Here is an 18,271-nt window from a genome sequence, read left to right as displayed (position 1 = left end):
GCGATCTTTTCAACGGCACACCCCATCACGACTGCAACCCGTCCAGTCGATCACGCAGATGCCGCAGGGTGCGGATCATATACTTTTCGACCATGTTCTTGGACAGGCCCAGGCGTTCGGCAATTTCCGCCTGGGTCAGGCCTTCGATCTTCTGCCAGACAAAAATCTTCCGGCAATTGACCGGCAACTCGCAAAGCGCGCGCTCGATGGAATCGGCCAGCTGGATCGCATGCATGTAATGCTCCGGGTCGCCGGACGACGACGCACTGTGATCGAGCGCCTCCGACTCCATGGCGCCGCGCCGATCCTCACGCCGATAACCATCGACGGCGATATTGCGCGCGGTCTGATGCAAATACGCCCGTGGTTGCTGCACCGCCGCCGAATCCGACTCAAGCACCCGCACAAAGGTGTCGTGCGCCAGATCCTCGGCCTGCGCGCGATTGCGCAGGCGACGAGTCCAGGTGCCGATCAACTCTTCGTAATGCTCGAAAAAGCCGGGTCTGCGGGGACGCATGGGGGTATGGGTGGTGTGCTGAGGAAAGGGGCGTGAATAGTAATGCTTCCTATTAAGGCGAAGCAATGGATTCCTCTGCCCACTGATCTAGCAATGGCCGCCGGTTACCCTTCAGCTGAAAATAACGATTACGTTACCGCGTCAACTGCCTCCCGGATTACGGTCCGCAGATGCCACCTGCATCTGTTCATCAAGAGCGATCATCACTAATCCGTTATGGGTCGCTACAACCATGCAGGCCATTGCGGTGAAGCGGATTCCCCGAATCGGTGAGTTGATACTGATTTGAAACAGGGCATTCAATTCGCCATCCCAGAATCGGACTACACCGTCCTCCCCCCCTGATGCTAAAAGTGGCGATGGGCTGGCATCGCAGAATGCCAAGGCCTGAATGCGCCCATTGAGGTGAGTGCCTGATTGGCACGCCAGACGTTCGCCGCTTGGGTAATGCCACAAGGCAATTCGACCTGAATCAGTACCGGCAGCGATCAACTCACCATCCATGCTTTGCGCCAGAGAAAGCACTGCGGCTATGCCGCTACCTGGTATGCGCCAAGTATCAAACAGTGAAAGCCTGGGCATTTCAGCGGGTGGAACCGGATGCTGCGCGACCATGATCTGCGAATACTTGCTGGCGAAAACAATTCGCGCGGCATCATCGCCAGCAAGACAAACCAGTCCCATGATGGGCTTGTCTTCTTCGCCGTAACTGAGCTGATAGTTCCACTTGGCTCCAAACTCATTGCGAAGAGTATTGATCTCCAGTTTTGAACGCAGACTCCAGATGCGAACGGCGTTCACGTTGGCTTCACATACCGAAGCCACAACCATCGGTTCGTCGTCGATCCAGACGACTTGCACCTGAGTTACATCATCGCCTGCCTGAATGACCGCCGAGAATTCTAGTTGACCTCCTGCCGGAACCAGACAGATAGCCCCCCGAATGGCGACGACCAGCAGCAGTTTTCCTTCATCCACATAACCGGTAATTGCGTGGATTCGTTGATTCGGAATGATTCCACACGTCCAGGTCAGGTTGCCGCTCGTCTCATCGATCGCCACGACCTCTCCGGCGTCGGTACCGCAGTAAATCGAGTTGGACACGATAGGGTCCATGAACATGCATTTGACGTGGCCTGGAAAAAATTGTCCTTCCTGCAGAGCGCGCGCCGGCGATTGCACGTCCCCAAAGCTCCACATATTGACTGAGCCCGCGTTACTACTCAGATAAAAATGACTTGTGCCCAAGTTGAAGCTGTCGGTACGGAACTGCTCCGTCCAGTAGCCATCGATGCGCGTGACCGATGTCAACGTTGAGGAGATTTCGACAGGATTGGCTACTTCAATGATCTGGCTTTCAATTGTTCCGTCCTCAGCCAGCAGATAAAGAATTTTTGAAGCTTGTGACTCACACAGCCAAGCCCCTCGTTTATCATCCGGAGCGCAATAGACAAGAATGATTTCTTCAGACCGGACTTGCCAAATTCGAGGTGGTCGGAAAAAATCGTTGGTTATCGCATACGTAGCACCATCCACCATGCGCAGGCGGATAGATGAAATACATTCGCTTTCGATCGTGGCAGGTATTTGCCACAGAAACTCCAGATCAAGCTTCCACATTTTCAGGGTTCTGGCACATCGCACGCCATCGAAGAAACTATCGCCTGCTGACAGAATTCGAAGACCGTCGGACGTAAAAACAATCGCCACAGCCAGAATCCGGGCGCGTGAAGCAGCGACTCTGTGATGAATCAGGCCGAGGTCAGTCAAATCCCAGACTCGTAGATCACCTTCTAGCTCAACTCTGTCATCTAAGCTGGTACGTGCAAGCTTTCGCTCATGAGCACTTACACACAGAAAGCGATCGCCTTGCTGGCATACCGTCAACGCAGTGATGCGACCGTTCTGCTCAGAGAAAGGGACATAAATATCGCGCTTGGTTCGAAGATTCGTTGTCGCCAGCCAACCCTCCCCCCCACTCGCAACCAATACTTCACCGCTTGGCGTTGCGATGATTGCCAAGTGTGAAATCCAGCTGCCCACAATGGGCTGCCAAGCCGCCAACTGCCTGCCATTGTCGAGCTGAAAGACTTCAATCAATCCATCCTCGCGCCCGACCAGTGCCACCTGAGTACGGCCATCCCACTGACCAAGACTCAATGCGGTCACTCGTGAATCTCGCGAAACCAGCACGCTGTTGCCTTCAGGCGAATTCCAGGTCGCCCAGAGTGGCATCCACCGAGAACGCTCCTCGCCCGGCAAGGGGACTGACTCTTCAATCCCGTTCTGCAGGGATGTCAGTGCGAGGTAGGATCGACGCTCTGCTTCGGGCAACTCCCGCAAAGCTCCAAAGGCTCGCAAATAGGCCTGAACCATTGGCTGAGCGAGAGACGACTGAGGGTTGAGATAACGGCGCAAGATAGCCGGATCGCTGGCCACCAGAAATGCCGGTTCGTCGAGGAGCGCCTGTAACATGCCCGCCTTGACTGCAAAGCTTGCGGCATGACGTTTCAGATAAGGGTGAGCACGCAGCCAGTCATGACGCCCCTCGGAATTTGCAGGTACACAGGCCAGCAATGCTTGCCACAAGTGGCGTGACAGGGCCGGGGCCTGGCCATCACTTTCGAGCAGATGCTCTGCCAACTGCTCATGGTAAAGCCGATAAACCGACCGATCGCTCTCCATGGACTCCACAATAAAGGGCGCCGCAAATTTGCGCACGGCAATGATATCCGCATCGGTGATCGCCTGACCGCTCAAGGCACTGGCCGCTGAACGCCATAAATCAGCCCACGGTAAGCCTTCACCTTCGGCAAACGCCAAAGCCAGCAAAACCGCGCGGGCGGTGGCGATATTCAGCCCGTCCTTACCCTCTTCCAAGGGGGCCAGGTACTGATTGAATGCGTCAGCCAACTCGGTTGATAGATGATCCATCCAGTCAGGGCGACTCGTGTCGACCATTTTGCCCATCTTGAACAGCCTGAGTGCGACGGTATGTGCCACCAGAAATACGTTCTTCGCTCGCTGGGCCACAGCCTCGGCAACCTTTCGAGCGATTTCGGGATGCTTGCGATAGGGCGTAAAGCGCCGTGGTTCTTCGCTGGCTAACAGCCGTCGCTCGACGTACAACACCACCTCGCCGGGCTCCGTATGCAGCGAATGTTCGAGATTGACTTCCACAGTATCTGGCCCAAACCCCTCAAAACGCTGTTGCAATGAAGTAGCGTCGGGACGAGTTCCCACTAACAGAAAGACATGCTTGAATGCCGCCAATGGCAACAACAGCTGCTGCAAAATAGTCTGGCTGTCGGCTGCTTCATCCAGAGCATCAATGACAATCACCGTTTTTCTGCCGCATTTTTCCAGTGATTCAAGCACCGATGGCAAGTCACGATCCGACAGATCCAGCTTGTCCGCGATCTCGCTCAATACCTCGCTCAACAGTTTGTGCCGGGCATGTATGGCGATATCGACGATGCCTTCAGGTATTACGTCAGCAGCGTCCAATGAAGATCCATCAACTGCAATCACCTGATCGCGAAAACGCGGCTCGGACTGCGAAACGATGCGCCCCAACAATGCTGATTTGCCTGTTCCCGGGCCACCGGTCACTACCAGAGCGCGCCCATGAGTATCGACCTGTGCGAGCCATTCTCCTATTTGTCGCAGCGCGCGATGACGACCGGTGAAATAGCTCCCGACCCACCCACCTTCGACCCCTCCGGCTTTGGGTAACCAATGTTCATCAAACACTCGCTGGCTGGCCAGATCCAGGCCTGGGCCGATATGAGGGCGGTACTGGGGATTAGGGAACAACAGGCAACGACCTTTCAGGCTTGCACCCGCCAATTGAGCTTCCTGCTTGGGAAAGCGTTCGGCGAGATATTCTCTGATCGCCTCCATCACTTCATCCATGGCCAGGTAGCGCTGCGTAGCACCGCCGAACTGACCATCGGGATTAGCCAACGCTTTAGCCAACGCCTCGCTCAAGGCACCCTCATCCGCCTCATCTCGCGATCGCGTGGCCGCGATTACATAGGCCGGACTCAAGGAGGGCTGCTGCCTGATCAGATCGGCCGCTATTCTGAGAAAATCACCAGCTCCCGTGCCGGCATAACAGACATCAAGGATCAAGAGAACCTGCGCTGCTCTGGTCTTGATCAGAATCTGTGCCAGATCGACAACTTTTACCGCCAGCCCTGGGTGATCCTCTGCCGCCTGCTGTGACTCACGGGACAATAAATAGAGTTGGTTGTCACTTTCACCGTGGCCCGTGTAGTAGAGCACCAGCAAATCGTTTTCAGTGCAGTCTGCACAAGCTTGGAAAATAAGATCCTGCAGTTCTCGGGGATCCATATCAAGTTCTGCCGGAACGACCTCATAGTGCAATGCACCGAAGGCCGACTTGATTGTTTCAACCTCGTCCGGAACCCGAGACAGCGTTGCATGGTTATCGAATTGACTAGTGCCAGTGGCAAGCAAACGACGTCGATAACTGTCAGATAGCGGCTGCGATGGCATCTCCCACCTCCCGGGTCGTGAGGTAGCGGCTCGCATCGTGGACTTTCATACCATTGGCGACGCTTACATCGACAATTCGCGGCATGAACAAGGGCTCAAGTTTTTTCGTCAAGGCCACTACATCACCGCTGTCTGAAATATTGGTCCAGTGCTGTACGTTGCCTGGCCATGCACCAAGCTCACGTTGCGGTGCGGGTTGCAGGGCATCGAAAATCAGATTACGGATGCCCAGTGGCGAACCCAATGTAATCAAGTGCTGGACGGGCCACTGAGGGTTTGCGCATAAAGCCTCGTAGGCAACCACTGAGCCCAAAGAATGGGCAACAATCACCCGCGTATCGTCATTCATCCACTTTTCAATGCTGTCACGAGCGGCCTGACGGATTGAATCTTCATGGAAGTATCGATAGACCTGCTTCAAATCACTGATCATCATTTTCTCCAACTGACCGGAAAAAAATTTTGATCGTGTCAACGCATTGAGACCGCGCTGGACGAACGTCACCAGACCCGCTTTGGTAGTCTCGTCAGGTGCGCGAACAGCGGGATCAATTCTAGCCGCCTCCTCCCACCATGCCTTGAGCAGTTGCGCCTCCCAGGCATCGACATCCTTGGCGCCGTAGGGCGGTATCGCACCTTTACCCTTTGGCCGAAACAAGTCCCCGTAGAAGGCACATTTGAAGGTCACCTCGTCAGGCAACTCTCGTCCGGCACGCGCGAGACCATCCTTGATCGCCGGAAGCCACTGCTCACCCAATGAATGTTCACCACTGAACTGATGCCCGATGCCGTGCACACCAATGATCGTTGCCATTGTTCACCCATTACCTTTTGACACTTGGCACTCAGAGTCCTGAAGCCATCCATGGAAACCCGAAGCGCGACTAGTGGCCATTGGGCATTAACAACATCTTACCGACTTTACTCGCGCCCGGTCATTTACGCAGGCCTTCGCGGCTTTGATATTTTCCTCGTCCTACCGGCCGCAGTTCATCAACCCCATCACTGCCCCCTCGCCCTGGTTTAGATCCCACACGTGAAGAACGTACCGGCTTTGGCAGTTTGTGGTCACTGATCTGTTCGACCAATGCATGGTCGTTGCGCACAACCGCTAGTGCCAGATCCACGGTTTCACAACGTCTGCCGGCATCGCGGCAATCGGTTGATTGAAGAGCGGTAAGGTACCAGCGGTGGCGTGGAGCTGTCCGCCTATCACTCGTGCATTTACGAGGAGCCAGACGCGAAACGACGGCCCCCGCCGTTGTACTTCGAGCAAAAAAACAGGAACGAGCCTGCTCGCAAAAGCGCCATATCAGTCAGGCATTTCGCTGACTGAACTGACGCCTTCGCGAGCAGGCTCGCTCCTACAGGGTTTTGCGCTGGGGATCAGCCTTTTTCGTCGATGCCCGCTTGCAGGGTCTGGCTGTCCAGATGACCGCTGAGGGTAACCGGCCCGATTTTCAGATTGCCGTTTTCAAGGGAGACCTTCGGTGCGTTTTCCTCGGTTTTATGCGGCAGGTCGAGACCGGCTTTGACGCCGTAGTCACGGTTGCTCAAGTCGCTGCTGCTGACCTTCGAAGCGCCGAGATCGACTTTGGCTTCTGACGAGGTGATCCGCGCGCCGGTCAATTGCGTGGCGCCGCCGACGGCAAGGTTGACCCCTTGGCTGGCGCTGATGCCGGAAGCCTGCGCAACACTGTCCTTGTGCGCATATTCGCCCTGCGCTTTCAGCGTTGGCTTGTAGTCGGTGCCGGCAAGTTTCCCTTTGTCATCGGCTGGGGTTTTCTTCGCGGTCAGGCCCAGATCGACATCGACCTTGGCCTGGGTTTGCGAGTCCTGACGGCTCTCGACGGTCAGATCACCGGCGACCTTGCCGCTGACATGGTTCGCGTCGATGCGCGCGCCCGCCAGTTGTGCGTCACCCGCACTGTTCAACAGCACTGTGTCAGCCTTGATCTGGCTGTTCTGCTGCGTGGTGCCTTGCTGATAATCGACAGCGACCTTGGCCCCGGCATTAAAACCGTGATCGCTGCTGGCCTTTTCGTCGGCAGCGGTGGGCGTGCTTTTGCTCAGATTGCCGCCGGCGTTCAGCGCGACGTTCCAGTTGTTGCGGTTATCGGTGGACTGCGCCGACTCCTGCACGTAACCGCCCTTCTGCGCGTCGATGCTGACGTTTGGCGCGCTGACTTGCGTGCCTTGCAGGTGCACCGAATCGCCGCTCAAGGCGATTGCGCGCTGACTGTTGAGCTGACCACCGGTCAGGGTCTGCGCGTTCTCATTGACTCGACCGATGTTGAAGTTGGCGCTCAGATTTGCGCCCTGATCACTGCTCTTCTCGCTGCTGCTCTTGCTGCCGCCGCCCTTCAGTCCACCGCCGAGATTGCTGCCGGAAGCGATGTGGGTATCGCTGGCTGCTTGCAGATCGAGTTTGCCTTCGGCGTGCAAATCGATGGCGCCGCTGCTGTCGATTTTCGTGCCTTGCTGGACCTGATTGCCAGCGCTGCTCAACTGCACGCCGTTGCCGCTGATGCTTGCCACGTGCGCCTGAGTGTCAGTAGTTTGCTTGCCGCTGTGATCGAGTTGGAAGCCGGCGCCGAGATCGACGTTGGTACCGTCAGTGCCCGGCAAGGTGCCGACCGTCAACGAGCCATTGCCGCGCAGGTTGCTGTCGCTGCTGTGCTGGCGATCATTGGCCAGGTTCAGCGCCAGATCACCACCGCTGTGGATGTTCACGCCCCCCTCTCCGCCATCGAAACGGCTGCCGGCGAATTGTGCATCGCCAGCGGTTTTGATGTTCACGCCCTGACTGCCGGCATAACCGCCGACCACCGCAGTGGAACTGTCTTTGCTCGAAGTGCGACTGCCACCCGCGCCACTGCCGGCGACGTTCACGTCTTCACCGGTCTTGGTGTAGACGCGTACATCGACCTTGGCATCCACGGCGTTATCAGTGCTGCTGTGGGTGTTGCTGACAGCATCGGCGACCAGTGTGTCGGCGCTGATGTTCACTGTGCCGGCACTGGCGTTGTACTGGCTGCCTTGGTCATGCAATGTGCCGGCGACTTTCACTTCGACGTTGCCGCCATCAAAACGGCTGACCACGGCGTTGTTGGTCTGCTCGGTTTTAGTCGCGCTGCCATGACCGATCGCGACGTCGATACCGACATTCGGCTGACCGAGATTGGCCAAAGCATCCTTGTCCGGCACCTTGCCGTTCAAGACCTCTTTGACCACACCGGCAATCGGTCGGGCGATGTCTTTGTACTCGACATTGGCGCCGATGTCCGCCGACCAGTTGCTCTCGGCGTGGGTGCTGCTGTCGCTGTTGCTGGCCGCGCGGTTGTCGACTGCATTGGCGACAACCTGCAGACCGTTGCCTGCCTGCAGTTGTGCACCTTCGGTGGCGAGTTTTTCGGCATTGATGCTCAGGCCACCGCTGCTCTGCAGGTCAGTGGTTTGCGCCGTGCTTTTGCCGGTCGAGTCTTGCACGCTGCTGTGGGCGAAATCGACGCCACTGCCCGCGCGATCAAGACCGCCGGTGTAGTAGAAACCGCCGCCGGTGCTGGATGTGTCAGAGCTGGTTTTGTGGCTGTCCTGTTCGGCCAGCAACGAGACGTTCTTGCCACTCAGCGTGGTATCACCCGCCGTGGATTTCACCTGTGCGCCTTTGAGCGTGACGTCACCGCCCGCCTTCACCTGCACGCTGCCACCGCTGAGGCTGGAGGCTTGCTGAGTGACGTCGGTGCTGGTCACTGTCTGCTGTTTGGCTTCGTAGTGAACGCCGGCACGATATTGCTCTGGCGTCTGCTCTTTGGCGTAGGCATCAAAGCCACGCGTTTCAGTGATCGCACTGCTGTCGTGAGTGTTTTGTGCGGAATGCACATTGACATTCCCCGCCGCGTCGGCCGTTAACGCACCGCCTGCCTTGACCGTCGAGCCTGCCACTGCAAGGTCTTTGGCGCTCTTGAGTTTGAGGTTGCTGTCGGACACCAGTTCGCTGCGCACCGTGGTGCTGTCATTGCTGTTCTGCCGCGACTCGTCTTTGCTGATACCGAAGAACTTGCTGTCTTTGTCGTGATTGTTGCTGTGGCGGGTGTCCTGTACGCCATCGATCACCAGCGAACCCTTGTCGCTGATCACACTGGCGTCGCTGCCGCCGCGCACTTGACTGCCGCTGATGCGCACGTCGTCAGCCTTGACGATCAGCTTGCCGGCGGCGTTGATTTTGCTGCCCTGATGCTGGTTCTGTCCCTTGTCGGCATCGCCGGTCTTGCCGAAGAAACCGCCACCGACCAGGTCACCGGAATAGCCAGTGTCGCTGCTGCGATCAGTCCGCGTGGCAGTGGTGATTTCGACTTGTTTGCCGGCCAGTTGCAGGTCGCCGCTACTGGTCAGTTCAGCGCCTTCGGAGCGCAACAATGCGGCAGTTTGCAGGGCGATATTGCCGGCCTTCAACTGGCTGGTGATATTGCGCTGTTCTTCGCTGCTGTTGTTCCAGTCGGCTTTCCACAGATGCTTGCGATGGTTGCCCTGATCGGTCTGGGTATGGCTTTCGGTGGCGGCGCTCAGGCGCAGATCGCCGCCACTTTGCACACTGAGATTTTTCGCCGCTTCGACCTTGGCGGCTTTCAGTTCGGTGTCTTTGCCGGACGACAGTCTGGCGTCGCGGCTGGCAGCGATCTGACTGCCATGCTGGCGGGTTTCGCTATCGGTCTGGGTGCGGTCGTAGGTTTCCCAGGTGATGCCGATGGTGCTGTTGTTCCAGCTTTCACGCTTTTCCTGAAGCTTGCGGCTTTCGACCGTGGTCAGGGTGAGGTTGCGTCTGGCCTCGGCAATCACGTCACGGCCGCTGACGTCGGTGGCGGCCAGGGTCAGGTCTTTGCCGCTGTGCAGGCCGACATCGCCGTGACTGCTACGGATACCGGCGCGGGTGACATCGAGGCTGTTGGCCAGCGCTTCACCGCTGACCGTGAGGTCGCCGGCAGAACGAATCTGCACGCCATCGCGTCCGGCGACCTGCACCGCACCTACGCGCACGCCGGCACCTTCGGCGGTGCTGACGATATTGATCCGTCCGGCCTGCATGGCGCCGAACAGGCTGGCGTCGATGCGTCCGTCGGCAGTGTTGCCCGCCGGGTCTACGGTTTTCACTTGGCCACTGGCGTAATCGACCTGATTGCGTCCGACCGTGAGGTTGAGGCTATCGCGAGCACTAATCGCGCCCTGGCTGTCGATACGCGGGGCAATCAGGTTGATCGAGCCCTCAGCGTTACGCAGGCCGCCGCCCTGAATCTGCAACTGACCGCTGGCGTCGCGGGTGTTCAGGCTTTGCAGTTTGCCGTCGATCAGCTCCGGACGACCGACCACCAGGTTGGCGTTCGGCGTGTTGATGAAACTGCCGCCATTGACCGAGATGCCGTTAGGGTTGGCCAGCACGTAATCGGCGGCACGGCCGAAGATCTCCTGCGCGCCGTTGATCGCGGACGGATTACGGCTGATCACTTCGTTGAGGATCACGCTCGCCGCTTGCCCCTGCAGTTGCGGGTTGGCCGCCAGTTGCCCGGCCAGCTGCGATTGCCCGGCCTGCAAGGCGTTGTTCAGCACAAGGCCCTGACGGTCGACGTTGTAGTCGAGGAACTGGTTATGCGACAGGCCCGAACCGTTGGGCGCGACGATGTTGACGATGGGCACACCGCCCTGGGTTTGCAATTGCGCGGTGCCGCCCGGTCCCGGCGCGACCACGACGCCGCCGGCGATCGCGTTCGGCAGGTGCACGGCGAAGAACAGGCTGGCGATTGCCCAGCGCAATTTGCCCCGAGGCGAAAGATGAAATGCAAAGGTGTGTGCTGGCATAAAAACGTCTCCATGTGAGTACGGCATCACGTCGCGCGTTTTAATCTTGGCCGTGGCTGACGCGCTCAGTTCCGACGGCTGTTGGTTCACTGCGTTATCGATTCAGGTCGCGGTCATATCTGCACCCCGACACGCATCAGCCAGGTTTGCGGCTCGTGCTGCAGACCGTCGGGGGTGTTGAGGGCACGTTGGTAATCGACGTCCACTTGCAGGTTTTTCCAGCCCAGATTCAGACCGAGGCTGGCGCCACTGAGGCGTTGCCCGTGGGCGCCGTGATCGGCTTTGATCCAGCCGTTGTCGAGGCCCATTCGCGGGGTGATCTGTATTGGCCATTCGCTGCGCAGCGGCAGGCGCAGGGTGTTGCGCCAGATCGTACCGCTGGCACCCGAGGCACTGCTGACGCGATAACCGCGCACTGCCGAATCGTCGGTGCCGAGCAACTGTTCGATGGCCGGTAGCGGGTCCGGGCTGTACTGCACGTTAAGCTGGCTCTGCCACTGCCACGCCTGCGCGCCGCACTGACCATTGCGCCATTGACTGAGGCTGGCGCGGTACTTGCGAAACTGTGCCTTGGGCAGGTTATTGACCGATTGCCGGGAGTCGTCATCGGCACCGAACCAGCGCAAACCCTGGGCGTAGTTGATGTCGAGGTTCCACACCGCGCGGTCGAGCCAGAACAGATTGAGTCCGGCTTCGGCCACGGTCAGGGTCGGACTCTGAATGCCCAACCGGATGTTTTCCAGATAGCTGTCGACATCCTTGTGTGCCAATTGCAGGTTGGCGCTGAGCTGGCGACTCTGGTCGCGCCACAACACGCGGTCCGCACGCAGGCTGACCTGATCGGTGATGCCGCGGCTGTGAAAGGTCACGCTGGGCAACTTGAACGGCGCGCGATATTCGGCGTGGCTGGCGAACGCGCTGTAGGTCCAGTAACCGTAAGGAATCGCGTAATACAGGCTGGCATTGCGACTGTAGCGGTCGCCCCGATTGAGTGTGTCGCTGGCGCTGAGGCTCAATAAATCGTTGAGCTCCAGCGGGCTGTCGAGGCTCAGGCTGACGGCGTCGCGGTCACGTCCGGTGCTGGCGCTGCCGAGGTTGTCGATACCGGCATTCAAGGCCCAGCGTGACGGCGCAGCGCTGCGCGAGCGCAGGATGATCCGCGAGGCGCCGGGCTCACTGCCAGGGGCGATGTCGGCGGTGAGGTCTACCGAGCGCAGCCGATTCAATTGATCGAGGCCCTGCTCCAGATCGCGAAGGTTCAGCGGTTCGCCGAGCATGTTCGGGAACGCACCGCCAAGGGACACAGGCAAACTCTGATCGGCCAGCTCGATGGACTCGATGTAGCCTTCGTCAACACGAATATCCAGTGATTGCCCCGCCACCGGTGCGCTGAGCAGATACGGGCGGCTGGCGATGTAGCCCTTTTCCACGTAGATCGCAGTGATCGTCGCGAGCAGATGATTGATCTGCCTGACGCCCATGCACGGCGCCAGCAACGGTTGGATGCGTGCATTGAGTTTGTCGCTGTCGATCAGCGTGACGCCACCGATGCGCGTGCCGCTCAACGGCCAGCAACGTTCATCAGGGGTAACGGTTGGTGCGAGCGCAGGGGTCGCTGGCGCCGACCCGAAAGCTCCGCGCTCCAGTTGACGTTTGCGTTGTTCCAGTTGCAGTTGTTGCAGATCGCGCTGTTGCTGTTGTTGCTGGCGCAACACTTCCTGGCCCGGCGCGACAGGTTCGGCAGCTTCAAGCGAGGAGGCACAGACACTCAACACAAAGGCCGACAACAGCGGGCAACGCGTGGAACAACGACGAAAAACAGCGCGAAACGAAAACGGCACGCAACTTCCTTGCGATCATCAAATGGCGTAATGCCACCCTATCAATAATCGTGATAGTCGGAGCCCTCCTACACAAATGCAAGACGCTTCCTACAGCGCTTACACTTCTTAAACAATTGCTTTGCCTGGCTTTATCGTCAGCAGCAACACCACGGCGCTACCCGCTATCAGGGTTTCCCCGAGGGTTTGAGCGACGCCTGCGAGCAGCAATCCGACGCCGATCAGCAGGTAATTGTGTCTGCTGCCGCCGTCGCGGGCGGCGTGGATTGCGCCGGGTGTCAGCCATCGCGCGGTGATGCAGCAGTGTGTCGATTACCGCTCCATCTACTGATCCCCGAACTGAGCGCCACGCTGCCGCAACAAATCTGCGTTCAAAGCCATGACTGGCAGTACACCGGGCCACTGGCTCAAGTGAGCAACTGACGATCGGCGTCAGAAATCATTTGCGACTAAATATTACCTGCGTCATATTACAACCGTAATAACGACCCGATGATCAGGTAATCCGCCATGACCAGCATGCCCACCCTCGAACCTGTTGTGGTTAAGACCAGACCGCCCCTGCTTAAACGCTTGCTGCTGCCGGGCGGCGGATTGCTCGCGCTGATCTTCGCCGGGGTCTACGTCGTGCATTGGTGGGGCGCCGGGCGTTTTCTCGAAGAAACCGACGATGCCTACATTGGTGGCGATGTCACGGTGATCGGGCCGAAAGTCGCCGGTTACATCGACGAAGTGCTGGTCAGCGACAACCAGCACGTCAAGGCTGGCGACGTGCTGATTCGTCTCGACGCCCGCGACTATCGCGCCAACCTCGCCAAAGCCGAAGGTGCCGTCGCCGCCGAAGAAGCGCTGCTGGCCAACCTCGACGCCACCGAACAACTGCAACAAGCGGTGATCGGCCAGGCCCGCGCCGGCATCGACGCCGCCGGCGCGGAAACCGCGCGCTCGCGGGATGACAACGCGCGCTACAAGCGCTTGGTGACCACCAATGCTGTGTCCGTGGAAAGCGCACAACGTGCCGACGCCACCTTCAAAACCGCGCAAGCCCTGAGCGCCCGCGCCCAGGCCGAACTGCTCGCCGCGCAACGCCAACTCGCGGTGATCGACACCCAGAAACAACAGGCCCGCGCCGCCCTTCAACAAGCCCGCGCCGAACGTGATCTGGCGCAACTGAATCTCGGCTACACCGAACTGCGCGCGCCGGTCGATGGGGTGATCGGCAACCGCCGCGCGCGGGTTGGCGCCTACGCGCAGGCCGGTTCGCAGCAACTGTCGGTGGTCCCGTCCAGCGGGTTGTGGGTCGATGCCAATTTCAAGGAAGACCAACTGGCGCGGATGAGGCCAGGGCAACGCGTGAGCATCCGCGCCGACGTGCTGTCGGGTCAGGAATTCCACGGTCGTCTCGACAGCCTCGCCCCTGCCACCGGTTCGCAATTCAGTGTGCTGCCGCCGGAAAACGCTACCGGTAACTTCACCAAAATCGTCCAGCGTGTACCGGTGCGAATCCTCCTTGATCCGGCTGATGGCGTCCTCGGGCACTTGCGTCCAGGCCTGTCCGTCACCGCTGAAGTCGACACCCGCGCGCAACCGGAAACCAGCGCCGTGGCCGTTGCGCGATGAGCACCGCCCTCACCGCCTCTGCGCAACCGTTCAACGCGGCGGACATGGCGACCGCGACCAAAGTGTTCGCCTTCGCGACCATGTGCATCGGCATGTTTATCGCGCTGCTGGATATCCAGATCGTCTCGGCGTCGCTGCGCGATATCGGCGGTGGGCTGTCCGCCGGCACCGACGAAACTGCGTGGGTGCAGACCAGCTACCTGATTGCCGAAATCATCGTGATTCCCTTATCGGGCTGGCTGTCGCGGGTGTTCTCGACGCGCTGGCTGTTCTGCGCTTCGGCGGTCGGTTTCACTCTTGCCAGCCTGCTCTGCGGCATCGCCTGGAACATCCAGAGCATGATCGCCTTCCGTGCCCTGCAAGGTTTTCTCGGCGGTTCGATGATTCCGCTGGTGTTCACCACGGCGTTCTTTTTCTTCACCGGCAAACAACGGGTGATTGCTGCGGCGACCATTGGCGCAGTCGCTTCGCTGGCGCCAACCTTGGGACCGGTGATCGGCGGCTGGATCACTGATATTTCCTCGTGGCACTGGCTGTTCTATATCAACCTGGTACCGGGGATTTTCGTTGCTGTGGCAGTGCCGATGCTGGTGAAAATCGACCAGCCGGAACTGTCGCTGCTCAAGGGCGCGGATTATTTGAGCATGGTGTTTCTCGCGCTGTTTCTCGGCTGTCTGGAATACACCCTCGAAGAAGGCCCGCGCTGGAACTGGTTCAGCGACCAGACCATTCTCACCACGGCGTGGATCAGCGGCCTCGCGGGATTGGCCTTCATCGGCCGCACCTTGCACGTGGCCAATCCGATCGTCGATCTGCGCGCCTTGAAGGATCGCAATTTCGCCCTCGGCTGCTTCTTTTCATTCGTTACCGGCATCGGCCTGTTCGCGACGATTTACCTGACGCCGCTGTTTCTCGGCCGGGTGCGCGGCTACAGCGCACTGGACATTGGTCTGGCGGTTTTCTCCACTGGCGTGTTCCAGATCATGGCGATTCCGCTGTATGCCTTTCTGGCCAATCGCATGGACCTGCGCTGGATCATGATGATCGGTCTGGGTTTGTTCGCAGTGTCGATGTGGGAGTTCAGCCCGATCACCCACGACTGGGGTGCCGGCGAGTTGATGCTGCCGCAAGCGTTGCGCGGGATTGCCCAGCAACTGGCAGTGCCGCCGGCGGTGGCGCTGACCTTGGGGGGATTGGCACCGGCACGGTTGAAGCATGCGTCGGGGTTGTTCAACCTGATGCGCAATCTGGGCGGGGCGATTGGTATTGCGGCGTGCGCGACCATTCTCAATGACCGCACCAACCTGCACTTCACCCGCTTGGCCGAACATTTGAACAGCAGCAATGAGGCGCTGAATCAATGGCTGGCGCAGGTCGGTGGCAACCTCGCGACACTGGGCCAGAGCGGTGACGTCGGCGTCACCGCCAGCCTGCACCAGTTATGGCTGTTGACCTACCGCGAGGCGCAAACGCAGACCTACGGTGACACTTTCCTGATGATCATGGTGTGCTTCGTCATCGCCACGGCGATGGTGCCCTTGATGCGCAAGGTGCAGCCACCGACCGCGCCAAGTGCGGATGCCCACTGACCCACCTTCCCCCTGTAGGAGCTGCCGCAGGCTGCGATCTTTTGATCTGTTTTTTCAGAAGCAAGATCAAAAGATCGCAGCCTTCGGCAGCTCTTACGGGGTTATGCGTTGAGGCTTAAGCCTGTGGGGTTTTGCGAAAGCCTACGGCCAGGCGGTTCCAGCTGTTGATGGTGCTGATCGCGACGGTCAGGTCGACCATTTCTTTCGGCGAGAATTGCGCGGCGACCACTTCGTAATCTTCATCCGGGGCGTGGGTCAGGCTCAGTTGCGTCAGCGACTCGGTCCACAGCAGCGCGGCACGTTCGCGCTCGCTGAAAAACGGCGCTTCACGCCATGCGGTGACCGCAAACAGACGACGCGGCGTTTCACCGCCCTTGATCGCATCGGCCGTGTGCATGTCGATGCAGAACGCGCAGCCATTGATCTGCGAAGCGCGCAACTTGACCAGTTCGACCAGGGTCTTTTCCAGCGGCAGCTTCGCGACCGCGGTTTCCAGGGCAATCATCGCTTTCAGGGCGTCTGGGGAGGCGGTGTAGAAATCGGTACGAGCTTTCATGGCGGTATTCCGGGGAATGTGAATGTGTGGCCTAAAGTAGTCCCGCAACGCCGCCGGACAAATAGCCAATCTCCCGGAAGACGAGTAGACCACCCACTTGCCCGGTTCCCGCAAGGCGCTCAGACCTTATTGCGCAGCCATTGCAAAAAACCCTTCCTGGCGACCACCGCCGGTGCGTCCGCCGTCAAGGCCTGGGCCTTGTGCAAACGGTAATCGAGCAAGGCTTTCATCGCATCGTTGATGTCGTGACGAGCATCCAGACACGGTTTCAGGTAAGTCTTTTCGATACGGTACAACGCACAGAAGGTTTTTGCGGCAAACGTCGCCGGCACGGAAGTGTCGGAGAGAATGCCCGCCTCCCCGATGACCTCGCCGGGCCCCATGCGCCCGGACTCGAACGGCGCACCGTGACGAATCAAGGTCACCGTGACCACGCCGGATTCGATGATGAACAAATGATCGCTGACCTCGCCCGCCTCAAGAATCGTCTCGCCGGCGCGAAAGGTTTTCAGCGTCATGTTCTGGCTGAAGGTGTCTTTCTCTTCCTGACGCAACGTCGAGAAAATCGGCGAACTGTCGAGCAGCGCGCGCGGCCGCGACAGGTTGCTGGGCGCATTGCTTTCATCGCTCGACAGCAGATTGAACCCGGACGCCTGCAAGTGCCGGTAAGCCAGGTCGAACAGCTGATTGCGCACCACGCGTTTCTCGCCCATCGAGGCGACAAACCCGCTGATCTCGTATTCCGCACCGCTATTGCTGGAGTTTTTCAGCGCCACGCTCGGCGCAGGTGTGTCGAGCAATTGCCGACAACCCTGCATCGCCCGCTCCAGCGCATCGATCACCGAATTGGGCCGGGCATGCGGACTGACCTGCACACTGACCGAGACGCCAAACATATTGCTCGGCCGACTGAAGTTGATGATCTTGGCCTTGGCCGCAAGCGAGTTGGGAATCACCGCCATGCTGCCCTGGCTGGTTTGCAGACGCGTAGCGCGCCAGTCGATGTCGGTGACCCGACCTTCGGTACCGTCGATGGAAATCCAGTCATCGAGTTGATAAGGCTTGGTGGTGTTGAGGACGATGCCGGAGAACACATCGCTCAACGTACTCTGCAAAGCCAGACCGACAATGATCGCCAACGCGCCAGACGTCGCCAGCACGCCTTTGACCGGCAGATCCAGCACATAGGCCAGCGCGGCAATGATCGCGATGAGGAAAATCACCGCGCCGAGCAAGTCCTGCAACAGCCGCCCGGTATGACCGACTCGCTGCATCATCACCGCGCCGATCAACACCGTCAGGGTGCGCGCGCCGAACAGCCACCAGCCAATCTGCAACCCCGTCGCCGCCAAGTGCAACGGCACGTTGTCGGCCCACGGCGCCGGCTCCATCGGGTTGAGGCCTTCGTTGAACAACAGCACGCTGAACAGCGTGAAAATCAGCACCCGCACCAGCAGTTTCCACTCGCTGCCATGGGAGGAGATCAGGCGCCACAGGCCCAGATCGAGGAGGATCAGGATCAACGCGCAGAACAACGGATGTTCGGTCAGCAGAGACAGCATCAAACAACTCCGACGGGGGCCAATCGCGAGAAGATCGCACAGATTGAGCAAGTGTAGGAGCAATTGATTTCAGAGCATGAATGCCCGCGCCAAAACACCACAAAACGAAATGTGGGAGCGAGCCTGCTCGCGAATGCGGTCGATCAGTCAAAGGTGCATCGACTGACATGACGCCTTCGCGAGCAGGCTCGCTCCCACAGGGGACTGCGGTG

The 18,271-nt window shown here is 59.1% G+C and carries 9 protein-coding genes and 1 pseudogene; 3 read left to right on the top strand and 7 right to left on the bottom strand.

Annotation, left to right across the window (positions count from 1 at the left end):
* Positions 1-25 precede the first annotated feature (25 nt).
* The 5 genes from AK821_RS12005 to AK821_RS11985 form a co-directional block, all read right to left on the bottom strand.
* A complete protein-coding gene (locus AK821_RS12005) occupies positions 26-517 on the bottom strand; it encodes a sigma-70 family RNA polymerase sigma factor (protein WP_064389835.1) in 492 nt (163 codons plus the stop codon).
* Positions 518-658: 141 nt separating this feature from the next.
* Entirely contained in the window at positions 659-5,038 is a 4,380-nt protein-coding gene (locus AK821_RS12000; protein WP_064389834.1) for an AAA family ATPase, read from the bottom strand.
* Entirely contained in the window at positions 5,016-5,852 is an 837-nt protein-coding gene (locus AK821_RS11995; protein ID WP_177330948.1) for a hypothetical protein, read from the bottom strand. The genes AK821_RS12000 and AK821_RS11995 overlap by 23 nt, the downstream gene beginning before the upstream one ends.
* A gap of 572 nt (positions 5,853-6,424) precedes the next feature.
* Entirely contained in the window at positions 6,425-10,891 is a 4,467-nt protein-coding gene (locus AK821_RS11990) for a hemagglutinin repeat-containing protein (RefSeq protein ID WP_064389833.1), read from the bottom strand.
* A 113-nt stretch (positions 10,892-11,004) separates the two neighbouring features.
* Positions 11,005-12,732 carry a ShlB/FhaC/HecB family hemolysin secretion/activation protein gene (locus tag AK821_RS11985; protein WP_064389832.1) on the bottom strand — a complete coding sequence of 576 codons (1,728 nt, stop codon included), beginning with the start codon at positions 12,730-12,732 and terminating at the stop codon, positions 11,005-11,007.
* 232 nt (positions 12,733-12,964) lie between these two features.
* On the opposite strand from AK821_RS11985, the pseudogene AK821_RS30915 reads away from it, so the two are divergent.
* From AK821_RS30915 to AK821_RS11975, 3 genes and pseudogenes are all read left to right on the top strand, one after another.
* Positions 12,965-13,104, top strand: a pseudogene (locus AK821_RS30915) (AraC family transcriptional regulator); the annotation flags it as partial.
* Between the two features lie 138 nt (positions 13,105-13,242).
* Positions 13,243-14,352 (top strand): HlyD family secretion protein, encoded by a 1,110-nt coding sequence (locus tag AK821_RS11980; protein ID WP_064389831.1) that lies wholly within the window; start codon positions 13,243-13,245, stop codon positions 14,350-14,352.
* Positions 14,349-15,941, top strand: coding sequence for a DHA2 family efflux MFS transporter permease subunit (locus AK821_RS11975; protein ID WP_064389830.1), 1,593 nt, complete (start codon positions 14,349-14,351; stop codon positions 15,939-15,941). Before AK821_RS11980 ends, AK821_RS11975 begins: the two co-directional genes overlap by 4 nt.
* Positions 15,942-16,056: 115 nt before the next feature.
* Here AK821_RS11975 and AK821_RS11970 read toward each other — a convergent pair whose 3' ends face one another.
* Both AK821_RS11970 and AK821_RS11965 read right to left on the bottom strand, forming a co-directional pair.
* A complete protein-coding gene (locus AK821_RS11970; protein ID WP_064389829.1) occupies positions 16,057-16,497 on the bottom strand; it encodes a carboxymuconolactone decarboxylase family protein in 441 nt (146 codons plus the stop codon).
* Between the two features lie 119 nt (positions 16,498-16,616).
* A complete protein-coding gene (locus AK821_RS11965; RefSeq protein ID WP_064389828.1) occupies positions 16,617-18,059 on the bottom strand; it encodes a mechanosensitive ion channel family protein in 1,443 nt (480 codons plus the stop codon).
* Between the last annotated feature and the right edge of the window lie 212 nt (positions 18,060-18,271).

The organism is Pseudomonas sp. RIT-PI-r (assembly GCF_001297015.1).
Taxonomy (GTDB): domain Bacteria; phylum Pseudomonadota; class Gammaproteobacteria; order Pseudomonadales; family Pseudomonadaceae; genus Aquipseudomonas.
Note: the sequence above shows the minus strand (reverse complement) of the source record. Positions and strands in the feature narration are given on the sequence as shown.

Coding starts and splice junctions, on each gene's coding strand:
- AK821_RS12005 (WP_064389835.1), bottom strand. CDS start 517: ATGCGTCCCCGCAGACCCGGCTTTTTCGAGCATTACGAAGAGTTGATC.
- AK821_RS12000 (WP_064389834.1), bottom strand. CDS start 5,038: ATGCCATCGCAGCCGCTATCTGACAGTTATCGACGTCGTTTGCTTGCC.
- AK821_RS11995 (WP_177330948.1), bottom strand. CDS start 5,852: ATGGCAACGATCATTGGTGTGCACGGCATCGGGCATCAGTTCAGTGGT.
- AK821_RS11990 (WP_064389833.1), bottom strand. CDS start 10,891: ATGCCAGCACACACCTTTGCATTTCATCTTTCGCCTCGGGGCAAATTG.
- AK821_RS11980 (WP_064389831.1), top strand. CDS start 13,243: ATGACCAGCATGCCCACCCTCGAACCTGTTGTGGTTAAGACCAGACCG.
- AK821_RS11975 (WP_064389830.1), top strand. CDS start 14,349: ATGAGCACCGCCCTCACCGCCTCTGCGCAACCGTTCAACGCGGCGGAC.
- AK821_RS11970 (WP_064389829.1), bottom strand. CDS start 16,497: ATGAAAGCTCGTACCGATTTCTACACCGCCTCCCCAGACGCCCTGAAA.
- AK821_RS11965 (WP_064389828.1), bottom strand. CDS start 18,059: ATGCTGTCTCTGCTGACCGAACATCCGTTGTTCTGCGCGTTGATCCTG.